Origin of the sequence: Cellulosimicrobium sp. AB352, from assembly GCF_049538415.1 — a bacterium.
Classification (GTDB): Bacteria; Actinomycetota; Actinomycetes; order Actinomycetales; family Cellulomonadaceae; genus Cellulosimicrobium; species Cellulosimicrobium funkei.
Map to the genome: position 1 here is coordinate 1 of NZ_JBMVFX010000021.1, position 14,616 is coordinate 14,616.

The window sequence follows — 14,616 nt, forward strand, 5'->3', positions numbered from 1 at the left end:
GACGGCGTGCACGACCTCCTCGTCGAGCCCGGCGCCGACGGGACGCGGGCGCGTTTCGACGTCGACAACGACCACGTGGAGCCCGTGCTGCGCGCGCTCACCGACCTCGGGCTGCGGTCCGTCACGGTCACCCCGCCGTCGCTCGAGGAGCTGTTCCTGCGCCACTACGGCGACGAGCTCGCCCAGCTCGACGGGGCCGGTGCGCTGTGAGCGCCCCCACCGCGACCCCGCCCCGCGGACGAGGCGCCGCCGTCGCTCCCGAGCCCCCGGGTCCCGGCCGCGCGGCGACGGGCTGGCTCACCCTGCTGCGCTTCGTCCTGCGCCGCGACCGCGTCCGCATCCCCGTGTGGACGGCGTCCGTCGCGCTCCTCTTCGGGTACGCGGCGGTCGCCCTCGACACGCTCTACCCGACGGCGGCCGACCGCCAGGTGCGCGCGGCGCTCGTCTCGAGCCCGGCCGGGATCATGCTGTCCGGGCCGCAGTACGGCATCGAGGACTACACGCTCGGCGCGATGATCGCCAACGAGATGGCGCTCACCGTCATGGTCGCGGTCGCGATCATGAGCATCTTCCTCGTCGTGCGGCACACGCGCGCCGAGGAGGAGACCGGCCGGGCCGAGCTCGTCCGGGCGGGCGTCGTGGGGCGGCACGCGCCCGCGACCGCGGCGTTCGTGGCGGCGGTCGTCGCGAACGCGGCCATCGCGCTCGCGACCGGCGTCGTGCTCGTCGCGACCGGGCTCGACGCCGTGGACTCCCTCGCGCTCGGCGCCGCCGTCGGGGTCACGGGCCTCGTGTTCGCCGCCGTCGCCGTCGTGACGAGCCAGGTCACCGAGCACGCGCGCGGCGCGAGCGGGCTCGCGCTCGCCGTGCTCGGCGTCGCGTTCCTGCTCCGCGCCGTCGGCGACGTGCAGGAGGAGCACGGGAGCTGGGTCTCGTGGCTCTCCCCCATCGGGTGGGCGCAGCAGATCCGGGCGTTCGTCGACCTGCGCTGGTGGCCCCTCGGCCTGTCCGTCGCGCTCGTGGTGCTGCTCCTCGCCCTGGGCGCGGCGCTCGCCGCCCGGCGCGACCTCGGCGCCGGGCTCGTGCCGCCCCGCGCGGGCCGGCCCGACGCCGCCCGCTGGCTCGCCAGCCCGCTCGCCCTCGCGTGGCGCCAGCAGCGCGCGTCCGTGCTCGCGTGGGCGATCGGGGTCGGCGTCACGGCGCTCGCGTGCGGGACGTTCGTCGACTCGGTGGGCGACATGGTCGCGGCCAACCCCGAGGTCGCCCAGATGATCGGCGACGCGTCCGACCTCGTGGCCGGGTTCGTCGCCGTCATGGCCCTCTTCCTCGGGCTCGGCGTGGGTGGTTTCGCCGTCGCCTCGGCCCAGCGTGCGCGGGGCGAGGAGACCGCGGGGCGGCTCGAGCCGGTGCTCGCGACCGGGGTCGGGCGCGTGCGGTGGCTCGCGGGCCAGCTCGTCGTGACCCTGGTGGGAACGTGCGTGCTGCTCGCCGTGAGCGCCGTCGGGCTGTGGCTCGGCGCGCTGACCGTCGGGGAGGACGCGTTCGGCCTCGGTGACTACCTCGCCGCGTCGTTCGCCTACCTGCCCGCGGTCGCGGTCGTCGCGGGGGTCGCGGTCGCGGCGTTCGGGTCGCGCCCGGGCCTCGCGGCGCTCGCGTGGGCGCTCCTCGCCTACTCGTTCGTCGCGACGATGTTCGGCGCCCTGCTCGACCTCCCGTCGTGGGCGAGCGGGCTCTCGCCCTTCTGGCACGTGCCCCAGCTCCCCGGGGCCGACGCCGAGCCGTGGCCCTTCGTGTGGCTCACGCTCCTCGCCGTCGCGCTCGTCGCGCTGGGGCTCGCGGGCTTCCGCCGCCGCGACGTCCCGCGCCCCTGACGCGTGGCCGTCGTGGGCTCCGGCTAGGCTCGATCCACCTTTTCCGACCACGGAGGTGACGGTCATGTCCACGCCCGACCGGAGCGACGCGACGCGCTCGGCCAGGGCCACCCTGCACGAGTGGGTCGACGCGATCCCCGCGCGGGAGCCGACCGAGGGTGCGGGAGCCCGCGACCCGCGCACCTGGGTCGCGGCCCTCGCGCTCGAGGGCACGTGGCTGGGCCTGTACCAGGACGCGTACCGGTTCACCGAGACGGAGTGGGACGAGCTGGTCGACGACCTCTCCCGGTACGCCGACGTCCGGCCGCCCGCGCGCGCCGTCGTGTTCCGCGACGTCGAGCTCGACGAGGACCCGTTCCGCGACGACGAGCGCCCGCTCGTGGACGCGGTGCTGCGGGTCGCGCTCGAGGAGGGGGTCGAGAACGTCACCTTCGCCGCGGTCGCGCGGCGGTGCGACCGCAGCGAGTCGACCCTGCGGTCGATGTTCGGGGACGCGGAGACGCTGGTCGACGACGTCGCGATCGAGGTCGTGCAGTCCGGGTTCGACGACCTCTCGCCGCTGCGGCTCGACCCGTCGCGCGCCGCGGTCGCGGCGTCGGTCGCGGCGCTCGACGACTCGCGCAAGGCGGCGGCGCTCCTGCGCCTCTACGCCCTCGGCGGGGTCGCGCGCGACGACGTGCCCGAGGGCCAGCACACGGTCCACGCGGACGTGCTCCGCGCGTGGCGGGAGGAGGGCGCGCCGTCGTCCCTCGTGCTCGCGGCGCTCGCGTGCGACGGCTGGCGGGCCGGCGAGCGGCAGCGCGCGCTGCTGTTCCCCTCGGCGCTGCCGGGTGCGGTCGTGCGCGAGCTCGCACGCCTCGTCGACGACGCCGCGGGCCCGGCCACGCCGTAGCGGTCCCGGCACGGCCCCCGGCTCCCGCTCAGCGCCGGAGCTCGCGCTCCTGCACGACGCCGGGGCACGGGACCGCGACGACGTCACCACGCCGCAGGTCCTCGGGGAGCCGCGCGACGCCCCCGGCGCGGCCCGGGGCGGGGTGCACGGTGAAGCGGCGCAGGGGTGCCGGCGAGACGCGGCCGACGAGCCGGGCCTCCTCGACCGCCGCGCCGCACGCGTCGAGGTCGGCGTCGAGCCACAGCTGCCGGTGGTGGCCGCCGAGGCGCGGGACGACGTCCTCCACCCCGGCGAGCACGACGCACCGCGGCGACGCCTCCCACAGCCGCCCGACGCGGCCCGGGTCGGCGCTCGCGGGCACGTGGACGGTCGGGGTCGCGCGCAGCCGGGCGCAGGCGGCGAGGCTCGTCCCGTCGACGAGCACGTCGTGCGGGGCGAGGACGGTGCCGCCCGGCCAGGCCGACGAGGGAGCGCCGCGCAGCGCGGCGAGCCGGGCGGAGAACGCGGTGTGCACGAGGTCATGACTCCGGTCTACCGCGCGCGGCGGGGGCGGGAACCGGGCCTGACGGAACGCACACGGCCCGCGCCCGGATCCTCACGGCCTCCCGACGGGCGTGGTCGCCGCCCGTCGGGAAGCCGCCCGCGGACGGCCCTCAGGACGCCGCGGTCGGCGCCCCGGGGTCCGGCTCGAAGCGGTAGCCCATGCCCGCCTCGGTGAGCAGGTAGCGTGGGGCAGCCGGCTCCGGCTCGAGCTTCTTGCGGAGCTGCGCGACGTACAGGCGCAGGTAGCCCGTGTCGCTCACGTGCTGGGAGCCCCAGATCTCCGTGAGCAGCGTCTGCCGCGTGACGAGCTTGCCCGGGTTGCGGACGAGCCGCTCCAGCACCTGCCACTCCGTCGGGGTGAGCCGCACCTGCTCGGTCTGGCCGTCGCGCACGCGCACGACGCTGTGGGCCGACAGGTCGACCGTCACGTCGCCCAGCACGACGACCGGCGCGGAGTCCTCGTGCGCGACGCGGCGCGTGAGCGCGCGGATGCGGGCGAGCAGCTCCTCGATGGAGAACGGCTTCGTGACGTAGTCGTCGGCGCCCGCGTCGAGGGCCTCGACCTTGTCGGCGGCGCCCGTGCGCCCGGACACCACGAGGATCGGGGCGTCCGACCAGCCCCGGACGGCGTGGATCACGTCGAGGCCGTCGAGCTCGGGCATGCCGAGGTCGAGCATGAGGACGTCGGGCCGGTGGTCGATCGCGCGTGCGATCGCCTGCGAGCCCGAGGTCGCCGTGATGATCTCGTAGCCCTGCGCGGTGAGGGTGATGCGCAGGGCGCGCAGGATCTGCGGGTCGTCGTCGGCGATGAGGATCTTCATGGCGCGCTGGTCTCCGGTGCGTCGGGGTGGGGCGTCGGGCCCGCGGCGGGCAGGGCCACGACCATGGTGAGCCCTCCGCCGGGGGTGTCCTCGGGGGTGAGCGTGCCGCCCATGCCCTCGACGAACCCCTTCGACAGCGCGAGGCCGAGCCCGAGGCCGGTCGTGTTGTCGGTGTCGCCGAGGCGCTGGAACGGCACGAACACGTCCTCGCGCCGCTCGGGCGGGATGCCCGGGCCGTGGTCGACGACGCGGATCTCGACCGACCCCCCGAACGCGCTCGTCGAGATCCGCACGCGCTCGTCCGGCGGCGAGTGCCGCGTCGCGTTGGCGAGCAGGTTGACCAGCACGCGCTGGAGCAGCACCGGGTCGGCGACGACCGCGGGGACGTCGAGCTCGAGGTCGAGCTCCACCTGGGCGGGCCCGAGACCGAGCTCGTCGAGCGCCGGCAGCACGACGTCGGCCGGCTCGACCTCGGTGCGCGACACCCCGAGGACGCCCGCCTCCAGCCGGCTGACGTCGAGCAGGTCGGTGATGAGCGTGCCGAGCGCGCCGAGGCTCTCGTCGGCGGTCGCGAGCAGCTCGTCCCGGTCGGCGGGGCTGAGCGCGCCGCGCGTCGAGCGCAGGCCGCTCACGGCGGCGGTCGCGGCGCTCAGCGGGCGGCGCAGGTCGTGGCTCAGCGCCGAGAGCAGCGCGCTGCGCACGCGGTCGGACTCGGCGAGCTGGTCCATCTCGCTCGCGACCTCGGCGAGGTCGCTGTGCTCGAGCGCGGCCTCGAGCTGGACCGCGATGACGTTGAGCAGGCGCCGCTCGGACGCGGCGAGGTCCGGCCCGAACAGCTCGAGGTCCGCCCGGTCGTCCACGCGCACCGTCGTGCTGGGCGCGCCCGGCCCCGGGTCGCCGTCGGCCGCGAGCTCCGTCCCGGAGACGACGAGCCGCGCCCCCACCATGCCGAACGCCTCGCGCGCCCGGCTCACGAGGGCCTGCACGGCGTCCTGCCCGCGCAGGACGCTGCCCGCGACCGTGGCGAGCACCTCGGACTCCGCGGCCGCCCGCCGGGCCGCGCGCGTCGTGCGCGCCGCGCGGTCGACGACGACGCTCACGAGCACGGCGATGACGACGTACAGGACGAGGGCCACGAGGTGGAACCGCTCGCCCACGGTGATCGTGTGCAGGGGCTCGACGAAGAAGTAGTCGAGCGTGACGCCCGACAGGACCGCGGCGTAGACCGCGGGCCAGACGCCCCCGACGAGCGCGACGACGACGACGAGCAGCTGGTACGCCAGGACGTCGGTCACGAGCGTGTCCTCGTCGCGCGCCGTGACGAGGAGCCAGGTGAGCAGCGGTCCGCCGACGAGCGCGAGGACGAACCCCGCGACGCGACGCCGCAGGGTGAGCGCGCCGCCCGAGCGGGGCAGGCGTGCCCCTCCCCCGGCGGCGGCGTGGTTGACGATGTGGACGTCGATGTTGCCCGCCTCGCGCGTGACCGTCGCGCCGATGCCGGGGCCGCTGAGGGCCGACGCGAGCCTGCCCCGGCGCGAGACCCCGATGACGAGCTGCGTGGCGTTGACGCCCTTGGCGAACTCGACGAGCGCGGTGGGGACGTCGTCGCCCACGACCTGGTGGTACGTCCCGCCGAGCTGCTCGACGAGCGCGCGCTGGTGCGCGAGCGCGCCGGGGGCCGCGTCGCGCAGGCCGTCCTGCGCCGTGACGTGCACCGCGAGGAGCTGGCCGCCCGCCGACCGCGCGGCGATCCGGGCGCCGCGCCGCACGAGCGTCTCCCCCTCCGGGCCGCCCGTGAGCGTCACGACGACGCGCTCCCGCGCCTCCCAGGTGCTGTCGATCCCGTGCTCGGTCCGGTAGAGCCGGAGCGCCGCGTCGACCTCGTCGGCGAGCCAGAGCAGCGCGAGCTCGCGCAGCGCGGTGAGGTTGCCGAGGCGGAAGTAGTTCGACAGCGCCGCGTCGACGCGCTCGGCCGGGTACACGTACCCGCCCGCGAGGCGGTCGCGCAGCGCCTGGGGCGCGAGGTCGACGACCTCGATCTGGTCGGCGCCGCGCAGGACGGCGTCGGGGATCGTCTCGCGCTGCACGGCGCCCGTGATCTTCTCGACCACGTCGTTGAGCGACTCGATGTGCTGGATGTTGACGGTCGAGATGACGTCGATCCCGGCGTCGAGCAGCCGGTCGACGTCCTGCCAGCGCTTCTCGTGGGCGAGGCCCGGCGCGTTCGTGTGCGCGAGCTCGTCGACGAGCGCGACGTCCGGGCGTCGCGCGAGGACGGCGTCCAGGTCGAGGTCCGTGAGCGCGACGCCCCGGTGGGTCACGCGGACGCGCGGCACCACCTCGAGGCCCTCCGCCATGGCCGCCGTCGCGGCGCGGCCGTGGGTCTCCACGACCGCGACCACGACGTCCCGGCCCTCGTCGCGCAGACGGCGGCCCTCCTCGAGCATGGCGTAGGTCTTCCCGACGCCGGGCGCCGCGCCGAGGAGGACCCGCAGCCGTCCGCGCGCCATGCTCAGCCTCCGATCCGGTCCAGGTCGACGTTGAGCTCGAGCACGTTCACCGTCGGCTCGCCGAGGTACCCCAGCGCACGCCCCCCAGTGTGCCGCGCGACGAGCTCCTCGACCTGCGCGGTGGTCAGACCGCGCGCCGCCGCGACGCGGTCGACCTGGACGGCGGCGTAGGCCGGGCTGATGTGAGGGTCGAGCCCGGAGCCCGAGGCCGTGAGCGCGTCCACGGGGACGTCGGCCGGGTCGATGCCCTCGAGCTCCGCGACCTGGGCGCGCCGCTCCGTGATCGCGGCGACGAGGTCCTCGTTCTCGGGACCGAGGTTCGAGCCCGACGACGCCGCGGCGTCGTACCCGTCGCCCGCGGCCGACGGCCGGGGCTGGAAGTACTCGGGCAGGGGGTCGCCGTCGGCGTCGGTGAACGCCTGCCCGAGCAGGGCCGACCCGACGACCCGGCCCGCGCCGTCGTGCACGAGCGAGCCGTCGGCGCGCGCGGGCAGGACGAGCTGCCCGACGCCCGTGACGACGAGCGTGTACCCGACGCCGAGGAGGAGGGTGAGGACGAGCATCGCCCGGGTCGCGACCCAGACGACCCGCCCGGTGCTGCGTGCCGTGGTGTTCATGGGGGTTCTCCTGGTCGTCGTACGGGTCAGTAGCCGGGAAGGAGGCGCACGACGAGGTCGATGAGCCAGATGCCGACGAACGGGGCCACGAGGCCGCCGACGCCGTAGACGAGCAGGTTCCGCCCGAGGATCGTCGAGGCGTCGGCGGGCCGGTACCGCACGCCGCGCAGCGCGAGCGGGATGAGCAGCACGATGACGATCGCGTTGAAGACGATCGCCGACAGCACCGCCGACGACGGCGAGCTGAGGCCCATGACGTTGAGCACCTCGAGGCCGGGGAACACGCCCATGAACATCGCGGGGATGATCGCGAAGTACTTCGCGACGTCGTTGGCGATCGAGAACGTGGTGAGCGCCCCGCGCGTGATGAGGAGCTGCTTGCCGATGCGCACGACGTCGATGAGCTTCGTCGGGTCGGAGTCGAGGTCGACCATGTTGCCGGCCTCCTTCGCGGCCGACGTGCCGGAGTTCATCGCGACGCCCACGTCGGCCTGCGCCAGGGCGGGCGCGTCGTTCGTGCCGTCGCCCGTCATGGCGACGAGGTTGCCGCCCTCCTGCTCGGCGCGGATGAGCGCGAGCTTGTCCTCGGGCGTGGCCTCGGCCAGGAAGTCGTCGACGCCGGCCTCCTGCGCGATCGCGGCGGCGGTGAGCGGGTTGTCGCCCGTGATCATCACGGTGCGGATGCCCATCGACCGCAGCTCGGCGAAGCGGTCCGCGATGCCCTCCTTGACGACGTCCTTGAGGTGGACGACGCCGAGCACGCGGCTCACGCCGTCCGGCGTCCGCACCGCGACGACGAGCGGCGTGCCGCCCGACTGCGCGACCTCCTCCACGACGTCGTCGAGCTCCGCGAGCACGCTCGACGCCGCCCGCTCGCCGCCCTGCTCGACCCACGCCGTCACGGCGGACCCGGCGCCCTTGCGGATCTTGGTCCCGTCCGGCTCGTCGAGCCCCGACATCCGGGTCTGCGCCGTGAACGGCACGATCTCGCCCGGCGCGGTCGGCCCGACGTCGAGGCCCCCGCGGCGCGCGAGCTCGACGATCGACGTGCCCTCCGGCGTCGGGTCCGCGAGGGACGACAGCGCGGCCGCGCGGACGAGCTCGCGCTCGTCCACGTCGCGCAGCGCGACGAACCGCGCGGCCTGCCGGTTGCCGTAGGTGATGGTGCCGGTCTTGTCGAGCAGGAGGGTCGTGACGTCGCCCGCCGCCTCGACGGCGCGCCCGGACATCGCGAGCACGTTGCGCTGCACGAGGCGGTCCATCCCCGCGATGCCGATCGCCGAGAGCAGCGCGCCGATCGTCGTCGGGACGAGGCAGACCAGGAGCGCGACGAGGACGGCGACGCTCACGGGGCTCGCCGCGTACGACGCGACGGGGTTGAGCGTGAGGGCGACCACGACGAACACGATCGACAGCGACGCGAGGAGGATGCTCAGCGCGATCTCGTTCGGCGTGCGCTGCCGGCTCGCGCCCTCGACGAGCGCGATCATCCGGTCGACGAACGTCTCGCCCGGCATCGAGGTGACGCGCACGACGATGCGGTCCGACAGGACGCGCGTGCCGCCGGTGACGGCGGACCGGTCGCCGCCCGACTCGCGGATCACCGGCGCGGACTCGCCCGTGATCGCGGACTCGTCGACCGACGCGATGCCCCACACGATCTCGCCGTCGCCGGGGACCAGCTCCCCCGCCTCGACGACGACGACGTCCCCCAGCCGCAGGTCGGCCGAGGAGACCTCGACCGCGCGGGCGCGCAGGGCCCCGGGGTCGCCCGTCTCGTCGTACGCGGCGACCCGGTGCGCGACGGTCGCGGTGCGGGTCCGGCGCAGCGAGTCGGCCTGGGCCTTGCCGCGGCCCTCCGCGACCGACTCCGCGAGGTTGGCGAACAGGACCGTGAGCCAGAGGAACACGGCGATCACCGCGGTGAAGGACCCGGGGACGGGCGTGCCGCCCGACTCCTCCGGGCCGCCGAGGAACGGCTCGACGACCGCGATCACGGTGGTGAGCGCGGCCCCGACCCAGACGAGGAACATCACGGGGTTGCGCCACATCTGGCGCGGGTCGAGCTTGCGGAACGCGCCGGGCAGCGCCTGGCGCACCTGCGACCAGGTGAAGAGGCCGCCGGCGGTCGCGGCCGGCTGGTGCACGGCGCGCGGGGAGGGGTGGGTGAGCGTGGACATGGGTTACAGCAGCCCTTCAGCCAGGGGACCCAGCGCGAGAACGGGGAAGTACGTGAGCGCGGTGAGGAGGAGGACCACGCCGATCAGGAGCCCCACGAACTGGGGGCGGTGGGTCGGCAGCGTGCCGACGGTGGCGGGCACCTTGTCCTGCTGCGCGAGCGAGCCCGCGAGCGCGAGGACGAGGACGATCGGCACGAACCGGCCGAGCAGGATCGCGACGCCGAGCGCGGTGTTGAGCCACGGGGTGTTCGCGGTGAGCCCGGCGAACGCCGACCCGTTGTTGTTGGCCGCGGACGTGAACGCGTACAGCACCTCGGTCGTGCCGTGCACTCCGGGGTTCCAGATCGACACCGTCTCGACGCTCTCGCGCACGGGCGGGATCGCGAAGCTCAGGGCCGTGCCGACGAGCACGAGCGTCGGCGTCACGAGGATGTAGAGGCTCGCGAGCTTGATCTCGCGCGGCCCGATCTTCTTCCCCAGGTACTCCGGCGTGCGGCCGACCAGCAGGCCCGCGACGAAGACCGCGATGACGGCGAGCACGAGCATCCCGTAGAGCCCGGAGCCGACGCCGCCCGGCGCGACCTCGCCGAGCATCATGTTGAGCAGCGGGAGCACCCCGCCCAGCGCCGTGTAGGAGTCGTGCATCGAGTTGACCGCGCCGGTCGACGTCGTGGTGCTCGTCGTGGCGAAGAGGGTCGAGCCGATTATCCCGAACCGCGCCTCCTTGCCCTCCATCGCGCCCCCGGCGAGGTGCGGCGCGGTGCCGCTCCCGGCGGACTCCAGCGCGGTGAGCGCGACGAACGACGCCACGAAGAGCACGCCCATCGTCGCGAGGATCGCGTAGCCCTGGCGGTCGTCGCCGACCATGCGGCCGAACGTGCGCGGCAGGGAGAACGGGATGACGAGCATGAGCAGGACCTCGACGACGTTCGTCCACGCCGACGGGTTCTCGAACGGGTGCGCCGAGTTCACGTTGAAGAACCCGCCGCCGTTCGTGCCGAGCAGCTTGACGACCTCCTGCGAGGCCACCGGCCCGCCCGGCACGCTCTGGGTGCCGCCCGCCAGGGTCGTGACCTGCGTGAAGCCGTCGAAGTTCTGCACGACCCCGCCGACCAGCAGCACGACCGCGCCGACGAGGGAGATCGGGAGCAGGATGCGCAGGCACCCGCGCACGAGGTCCACCCAGAAGTTGCCGATCGTCCCGACCCGGCGGTACGCGAAGCCCCGCACGAGCATGACGGCGACCGCCATGCCGACCGCCGCGGACACGAAGTTCTGCACCGCGAGCCCGGCGAGCTGCACGGTGTAGCCGAGCGTCTGCTCGGGCGAGTACGACTGCCAGTTCGTGTTGCCGACGAACGACGCGGCCGTGTTGAAGGCGAGGTGCTCCGACGGCGCGGGCAGCCCGAGCGAGTACGGCAGCCACTGCTGCGTGCGCTGGAGCAGGTAGAGGAGCAGGAGGCCCACGGCCGAGAACGCGAGGATGCTGCGCAGGTAGGCGGGCCACGTCTGCTCGGAGCGGGGGTCGACGCCCAGGACGCGGTACAGGCCCCGCTCCACCCGCCAGTCCTTCGGCGTGGAGTAGACCCGCGCCATGTGGTCGCCCAGCGGGCGGTAGAGCGCCGCGAGGACCAGGGCGACGGTCCCGAGCGCGAGGAGCGCGAAGATCCAGGTCATCAGAAGCGCTCCGGTCTCACGAGCGCCACCACGAGATACACGATCGCCGCCGCACCGAGAGCCACGGCGAGGAGCTCGAGCACGATCACAGCTTCTCCACCGCCTTCCCGATTCCGGCGACCAGCACGAACACGGCGATCACGCCGAGCACGTAGACGATGTCGAGCACGAGACGTCCCCAGGTCGAGACCGACGGCCCCCTGTCGGGCGGCCGGGCACCCATCGGACGGGGCGCCGACGACGATCGAACACCCGCTCCGGGGCGGCGGAGCCCGTCCTCACGGGACCCATACGGGCGGGGGCGCGACGCTAACGATCTCCTGACGCTCGGCCCTCGGTGCGGGCGGTCGCGGACGAGCCCGTCGGTTCCCGTGGGGAGTTCGTGACGAGTGCGTGACCGACGCCCCGCCATCGGGGGCGGTGCGCGCCGTCGGGCACCTAGGATGTCCCGCATGATCTTCAAGGCCGTCGGCGACGGGCGCCCCTACCCGGACCACGGCCGGGTCACCGCCCGCGACTGGGCGGAGGTGCCCCCGCGTCAGGTGCGCCTCGACGAGCTCGTCACCACCAAGCGCACGCTCGACCTCGACGCGCTCCTCGCCGAGGACTCCACGTTCTTCGGCGACCTGTTCGCGCACGTGGTCGAGTTCGACGGCGTCCTCTACCTGGAGGACGGCCTGCACCGCGCCGTCCGCGCCGCGCTGCAGCAGCGGGCGATCCTGCACGCGCGCGTGCTGACGCTGCGATGAGCGGCCGGTCCGGTAGGTTGCTGGCGTGACACTCCGCCCCGACACCGCGCGCGCCGTCCGCCGCCGGCGCATGCACGAGCGCCAGGCAGTCGTGTTCGGGCTGCTCATCGCGGCGCTCGCCGTCGTCGGGATCGGCGCCCTCGCCGTGTACACCGGCGCGATCGAGGCGCCGTTCGACCGGGAGCTGTCCTCCCCCGAGGCCGTCGACGACCTCGCGGACGTCAAGGTCCCCTGCCTCGCGGACGGCACCCTGCCCGTCGCCACCGGCGACATCCAGGTCAACGTGTACAACGCGTCCGGCAAGGACGACCCGCTGGGCCGGCTCAACCAGGACATCCTCACGTCGCGCGGGTTCGCGGTGCTCTCGACGGGCAACGCCCCGGACCTCGACGGCGACGGGAAGTCCGACGTCGTGTCGCGCACGCAGATCCACTTCGGTGCCGCGGGCGTCGCGCAGGCGTACACCCTCGCCGCGCACTACGAGAACCCGGGCCTCGTGCTCGACGCGCGCGAGGACGCGACGGTCGACCTCTACGTGGGCGCCGACTTCGAGAACATCGTGGACCCGGAGCTCGTCGGCCTGTCCGGCGACGTCCCGCTCGAGAGCCGTGCGGGGTGCGTCCCGATCGAGGAGATCACGCCCCGCCCGCTGCCCGTGCCGCCCGCCGAGGGCTAGCACGTCCCGGCCCGGCTCCCGCCGGGCACCCTGACCGCCGAACGGTACCCATGAGCACCCTGCCCCTCCGGCCCGCCCGGACCACCGACCCCGCCGAGGTCGACCGCCTGTACGAGATCTGCCTGCGGACCGGTGCGTCCGGCGCCGACGCGAGCGGGCTCTACACCGACCAGCGCCTGCTCGGCGAGGTCTACCTCGGCGCGTACCTCGCGCTCGAGCCGGGCCTGGCGTCCGTCGTCGAGGCCGACGGCGTCGCCGCCGGCTACGTGCTCGGCGCCCGCGACACCGCCGCGTTCGAGGACCGGTGCGAGCGCGAGTGGTGGCCGCCGCTGCGGGAGCGCTACCCCCTCGGGAGCTTCCCCGCGGGGTCGCGCGACGAGGCGCTCGTCGAGCAGATCCACCGCCCGCACCGCACGGACCCGTCCGTGCTCGGCGACTACCCGTCGCACCTGCACGTCGACCTGCTGCCGGCGGCCCAGGGCGGCGGCAACGGCCGCCGCCTCATGGAGGTGCTCTTCGACGCGCTGCGCGCCGCCGGGTCGCCCGGGGTGCACCTCGGCGTGGCGGAGGACAACGCGTCCGCGATCGGCTTCTACGAGCACCTCGGCTTCACCCGGCTCGACGTCGCCGAGGGCCTCGTCCTGGGCCTGCGCCTCTAGCCGACGGCCCGGCGGGCTCGCGCCTGCCGGGCCGTCGTCTCCGTGGAGCCTCCGAGGAGGCCGCTCCCGCGCGTCGCGTCAGCGGGCGTCCTCGACCGTCTCGTGGACGGCGGGCTCGTCGCCCCCGGGGGCCGACGCCGGGCTGGCAGGCTCCTGCGTCGTGCCGCGCCACCGCGAGAGGTTCCGCATCACGTGGTAGATCACGAGCGCCGCGGCGGTGCCCAGCGCGATCCCCTCGAACGTCAGGTCGCCCACGGCCCACGTGAAGTTGGCGATGCCGACGACGAGCGGCACGGCCGCGGTCGTGAGGTTGACCGGGTCGGAGAAGTCGACCTTGTTCTGCACCCAGATGCGCGCGCCGAGGATGCCGATCATGCCGTAGAGCATGGTCGCGGCACCGCCCAGGACGCCGACCGGGATCGTCGCGATGAGCGCGCCGAACTTCGGCGACAGGGAGAGCACCAGCGCGGTCGCCGCCGCGACCCAGTACGCCGCGGTCGAGTAGACGCGCGTCGCGGCCATGACCCCGATGTTCTCGGCGTAGGTCGTCGTGCCCGAGCCGCCGCCGACTCCCGCGAACGTCGTCGCGAGGCCGTCGGCGAAGAGCGCGCGGCCGGTGAGGTCGTCGAGGTTCTTGCCCGTCATCGCGGCGACCGACTTCACGTGCCCGACGTTCTCCGCGATGAGCACGAGCACGACCGGGACGAACAGGCCGAGCACCGCGACGTCGAACGTCGGCGTGACGAACTCCGGGAGCCCGACCCAGGCAGCCTTCCGCACCGCGTCGAACGACACCTCGCCCTGGATCACAGCCACGACGTAGCCGACGACCACGCCGACGAGGATCGACAGCCGCCCGAGGATCCCCTTGAACAGGACGCTCACGAGGATGATCGCGGCGAGCGTGACGACGGCTGTGACCGGCGCCTGCTGGAAGTTGCCCCACGCGGCCGGGGCGAGGTTGAGCCCGATGAGCGCGACGATCGTGCCCGTGACGATCGGCGGCATGACGACGTCGATCCACCTCGCGCCCGCGACGTGGACCAGGAGGCCGACGGCCGCGAGCACGAGGCCCGTGACGAGGATCCCGCCGACCGCGACCGACTGGCCCTGGGACGCGGTCGCCGCGCCGATCGGCGCGATGAACGCGAAGCTCGACCCGAGGTAGCTCGGGAGGCGGTTCCGCGTGATGAGCAGGAACCCGACCGTGCCGATGGCCGAGAAGAACAGCGTCGTCGCGGGCGAGAAGCCCGTGAGGAGCGGCACGAGGAACGTCGCGCCGAACATGGCGACGACGTGCTGCATCCCGATCCCGATGGTCCGCGGCCAGGTCAGACGCTCGTCCGGGTCGACGACGTCCCCCGGTCGGACCGTCTTCCCGTCACCGTGCAACCGCCACCCGATGGCGCTCATGTCTCTCC

At 74.4% G+C, this 14,616-nt stretch carries 14 protein-coding genes and 1 pseudogene; 6 read left to right on the forward strand and 9 right to left on the reverse strand.

Annotated features, from left to right (window positions below; translation table 11 throughout):
- The 3 genes and pseudogenes from ACPCUX_RS14645 to ACPCUX_RS14655 all read left to right on the forward strand — a co-directional run.
- Positions 1 to 210: pseudogene (locus ACPCUX_RS14645) on the forward strand (ABC transporter ATP-binding protein); the annotation flags it as partial.
- Positions 207 to 1,871 carry an ABC transporter permease gene (locus tag ACPCUX_RS14650; protein WP_423389043.1) on the forward strand — a complete coding sequence of 555 codons (1,665 nt, stop codon included), beginning with the start codon at positions 207 to 209 and terminating at the stop codon, positions 1,869 to 1,871. The pseudogene ACPCUX_RS14645 and the gene ACPCUX_RS14650, both read left to right, overlap by 4 nt.
- Before the next feature lie 64 nt (positions 1,872 to 1,935).
- The gene (locus ACPCUX_RS14655; protein WP_423389044.1) at positions 1,936 to 2,763 is read left to right on the forward strand and encodes a hypothetical protein; all 828 of its coding nucleotides are present in this window, start codon (positions 1,936 to 1,938) and stop codon (positions 2,761 to 2,763) included.
- A gap of 28 nt (positions 2,764 to 2,791) precedes the next feature.
- Here ACPCUX_RS14655 and ACPCUX_RS14660 read toward each other — a convergent pair whose 3' ends face one another.
- The 8 genes from ACPCUX_RS14660 to ACPCUX_RS14695 all read right to left on the reverse strand — a co-directional run bounded on the left by ACPCUX_RS14660 (position 2,792) and on the right by ACPCUX_RS14695 (position 11,334).
- The gene (locus tag ACPCUX_RS14660) at positions 2,792 to 3,277 is read right to left on the reverse strand and encodes a hypothetical protein (RefSeq protein ID WP_423389045.1); all 486 of its coding nucleotides are present in this window, start codon (positions 3,275 to 3,277) and stop codon (positions 2,792 to 2,794) included.
- Between the two features lie 139 nt (positions 3,278 to 3,416).
- Positions 3,417 to 4,127 carry a response regulator gene (locus ACPCUX_RS14665; RefSeq protein ID WP_021483553.1) on the reverse strand — a complete coding sequence of 237 codons (711 nt, stop codon included), beginning with the start codon at positions 4,125 to 4,127 and terminating at the stop codon, positions 3,417 to 3,419.
- Positions 4,124 to 6,637, reverse strand: a complete 2,514-nt coding sequence (locus ACPCUX_RS14670) for an ATP-binding protein (protein ID WP_423389046.1) — start codon at positions 6,635 to 6,637, stop codon at positions 4,124 to 4,126. The genes ACPCUX_RS14665 and ACPCUX_RS14670 overlap by 4 nt, the downstream gene beginning before the upstream one ends.
- A gap of 2 nt (positions 6,638 to 6,639) precedes the next feature.
- Entirely contained in the window at positions 6,640 to 7,254 is a 615-nt protein-coding gene (gene kdpC, locus ACPCUX_RS14675) for a potassium-transporting ATPase subunit KdpC (RefSeq protein ID WP_061268974.1), read from the reverse strand.
- A gap of 26 nt (positions 7,255 to 7,280) precedes the next feature.
- Complete coding sequence (gene kdpB / locus ACPCUX_RS14680) at positions 7,281 to 9,434, reverse strand: potassium-transporting ATPase subunit KdpB (protein ID WP_423389047.1); 2,154 nt, start codon at positions 9,432 to 9,434, stop codon at positions 7,281 to 7,283.
- Positions 9,435 to 9,437: 3 nt separating this feature from the next.
- The gene (gene kdpA / locus ACPCUX_RS14685; protein WP_423389048.1) at positions 9,438 to 11,111 is read right to left on the reverse strand and encodes a potassium-transporting ATPase subunit KdpA; all 1,674 of its coding nucleotides are present in this window, start codon (positions 11,109 to 11,111) and stop codon (positions 9,438 to 9,440) included.
- Positions 11,111 to 11,200 carry a potassium-transporting ATPase subunit F gene (locus ACPCUX_RS14690; RefSeq protein WP_021480408.1) on the reverse strand — a complete coding sequence of 30 codons (90 nt, stop codon included), beginning with the start codon at positions 11,198 to 11,200 and terminating at the stop codon, positions 11,111 to 11,113. The genes kdpA and ACPCUX_RS14690 overlap by 1 nt, the downstream gene beginning before the upstream one ends.
- Complete coding sequence (locus ACPCUX_RS14695; RefSeq protein WP_163188684.1) at positions 11,197 to 11,334, reverse strand: hypothetical protein; 138 nt, start codon at positions 11,332 to 11,334, stop codon at positions 11,197 to 11,199. The genes ACPCUX_RS14690 and ACPCUX_RS14695 overlap by 4 nt, the downstream gene beginning before the upstream one ends.
- Before the next feature lie 229 nt (positions 11,335 to 11,563).
- Here ACPCUX_RS14695 and ACPCUX_RS14700 point away from each other — a divergent pair, with 229 nt between their 5' ends.
- Genes ACPCUX_RS14700 through ACPCUX_RS14710 form a run of 3 tightly spaced genes read left to right on the forward strand, consistent with a single transcriptional unit; the run spans position 11,564 to position 13,195 of the window.
- Entirely contained in the window at positions 11,564 to 11,860 is a 297-nt protein-coding gene (locus ACPCUX_RS14700) for a type II toxin-antitoxin system VapB family antitoxin (protein WP_021480409.1), read from the forward strand.
- Positions 11,861 to 11,885: 25 nt separating this feature from the next.
- Positions 11,886 to 12,536, forward strand: a complete 651-nt coding sequence (locus tag ACPCUX_RS14705; protein ID WP_043652283.1) for a LytR C-terminal domain-containing protein — start codon at positions 11,886 to 11,888, stop codon at positions 12,534 to 12,536.
- Positions 12,537 to 12,586: 50 nt separating this feature from the next.
- Positions 12,587 to 13,195: a GNAT family N-acetyltransferase gene (locus tag ACPCUX_RS14710; RefSeq protein ID WP_415297150.1), complete on the forward strand. Its 609-nt coding sequence runs from the start codon at positions 12,587 to 12,589 to the stop codon at positions 13,193 to 13,195.
- 78 nt (positions 13,196 to 13,273) lie between these two features.
- Here the strand turns inward: ACPCUX_RS14710 and ACPCUX_RS14715 are convergent, their stop codons facing one another.
- Positions 13,274 to 14,608: a uracil-xanthine permease family protein gene (locus tag ACPCUX_RS14715; RefSeq protein WP_021480412.1), complete on the reverse strand. Its 1,335-nt coding sequence runs from the start codon at positions 14,606 to 14,608 to the stop codon at positions 13,274 to 13,276.
- Positions 14,609 to 14,616 lie beyond the last annotated feature (8 nt).

Coding starts and splice junctions, on each gene's coding strand:
- ACPCUX_RS14715 (WP_021480412.1), bottom strand. CDS start 14,608: ATGAGCGCCATCGGGTGGCGGTTGCACGGTGACGGGAAGACGGTCCGA.
- kdpA (WP_423389048.1), bottom strand. CDS start 11,111: ATGACCTGGATCTTCGCGCTCCTCGCGCTCGGGACCGTCGCCCTGGTC.
- ACPCUX_RS14665 (WP_021483553.1), bottom strand. CDS start 4,127: ATGAAGATCCTCATCGCCGACGACGACCCGCAGATCCTGCGCGCCCTG.
- ACPCUX_RS14670 (WP_423389046.1), bottom strand. CDS start 6,637: ATGGCGCGCGGACGGCTGCGGGTCCTCCTCGGCGCGGCGCCCGGCGTC.
- kdpC (WP_061268974.1), bottom strand. CDS start 7,254: ATGAACACCACGGCACGCAGCACCGGGCGGGTCGTCTGGGTCGCGACC.
- ACPCUX_RS14695 (WP_163188684.1), bottom strand. CDS start 11,334: ATGGGTGCCCGGCCGCCCGACAGGGGGCCGTCGGTCTCGACCTGGGGA.
- ACPCUX_RS14700 (WP_021480409.1), top strand. CDS start 11,564: ATGATCTTCAAGGCCGTCGGCGACGGGCGCCCCTACCCGGACCACGGC.
- kdpB (WP_423389047.1), bottom strand. CDS start 9,434: ATGTCCACGCTCACCCACCCCTCCCCGCGCGCCGTGCACCAGCCGGCC.
- ACPCUX_RS14710 (WP_415297150.1), top strand. CDS start 12,587: ATGAGCACCCTGCCCCTCCGGCCCGCCCGGACCACCGACCCCGCCGAG.
- ACPCUX_RS14655 (WP_423389044.1), top strand. CDS start 1,936: ATGTCCACGCCCGACCGGAGCGACGCGACGCGCTCGGCCAGGGCCACC.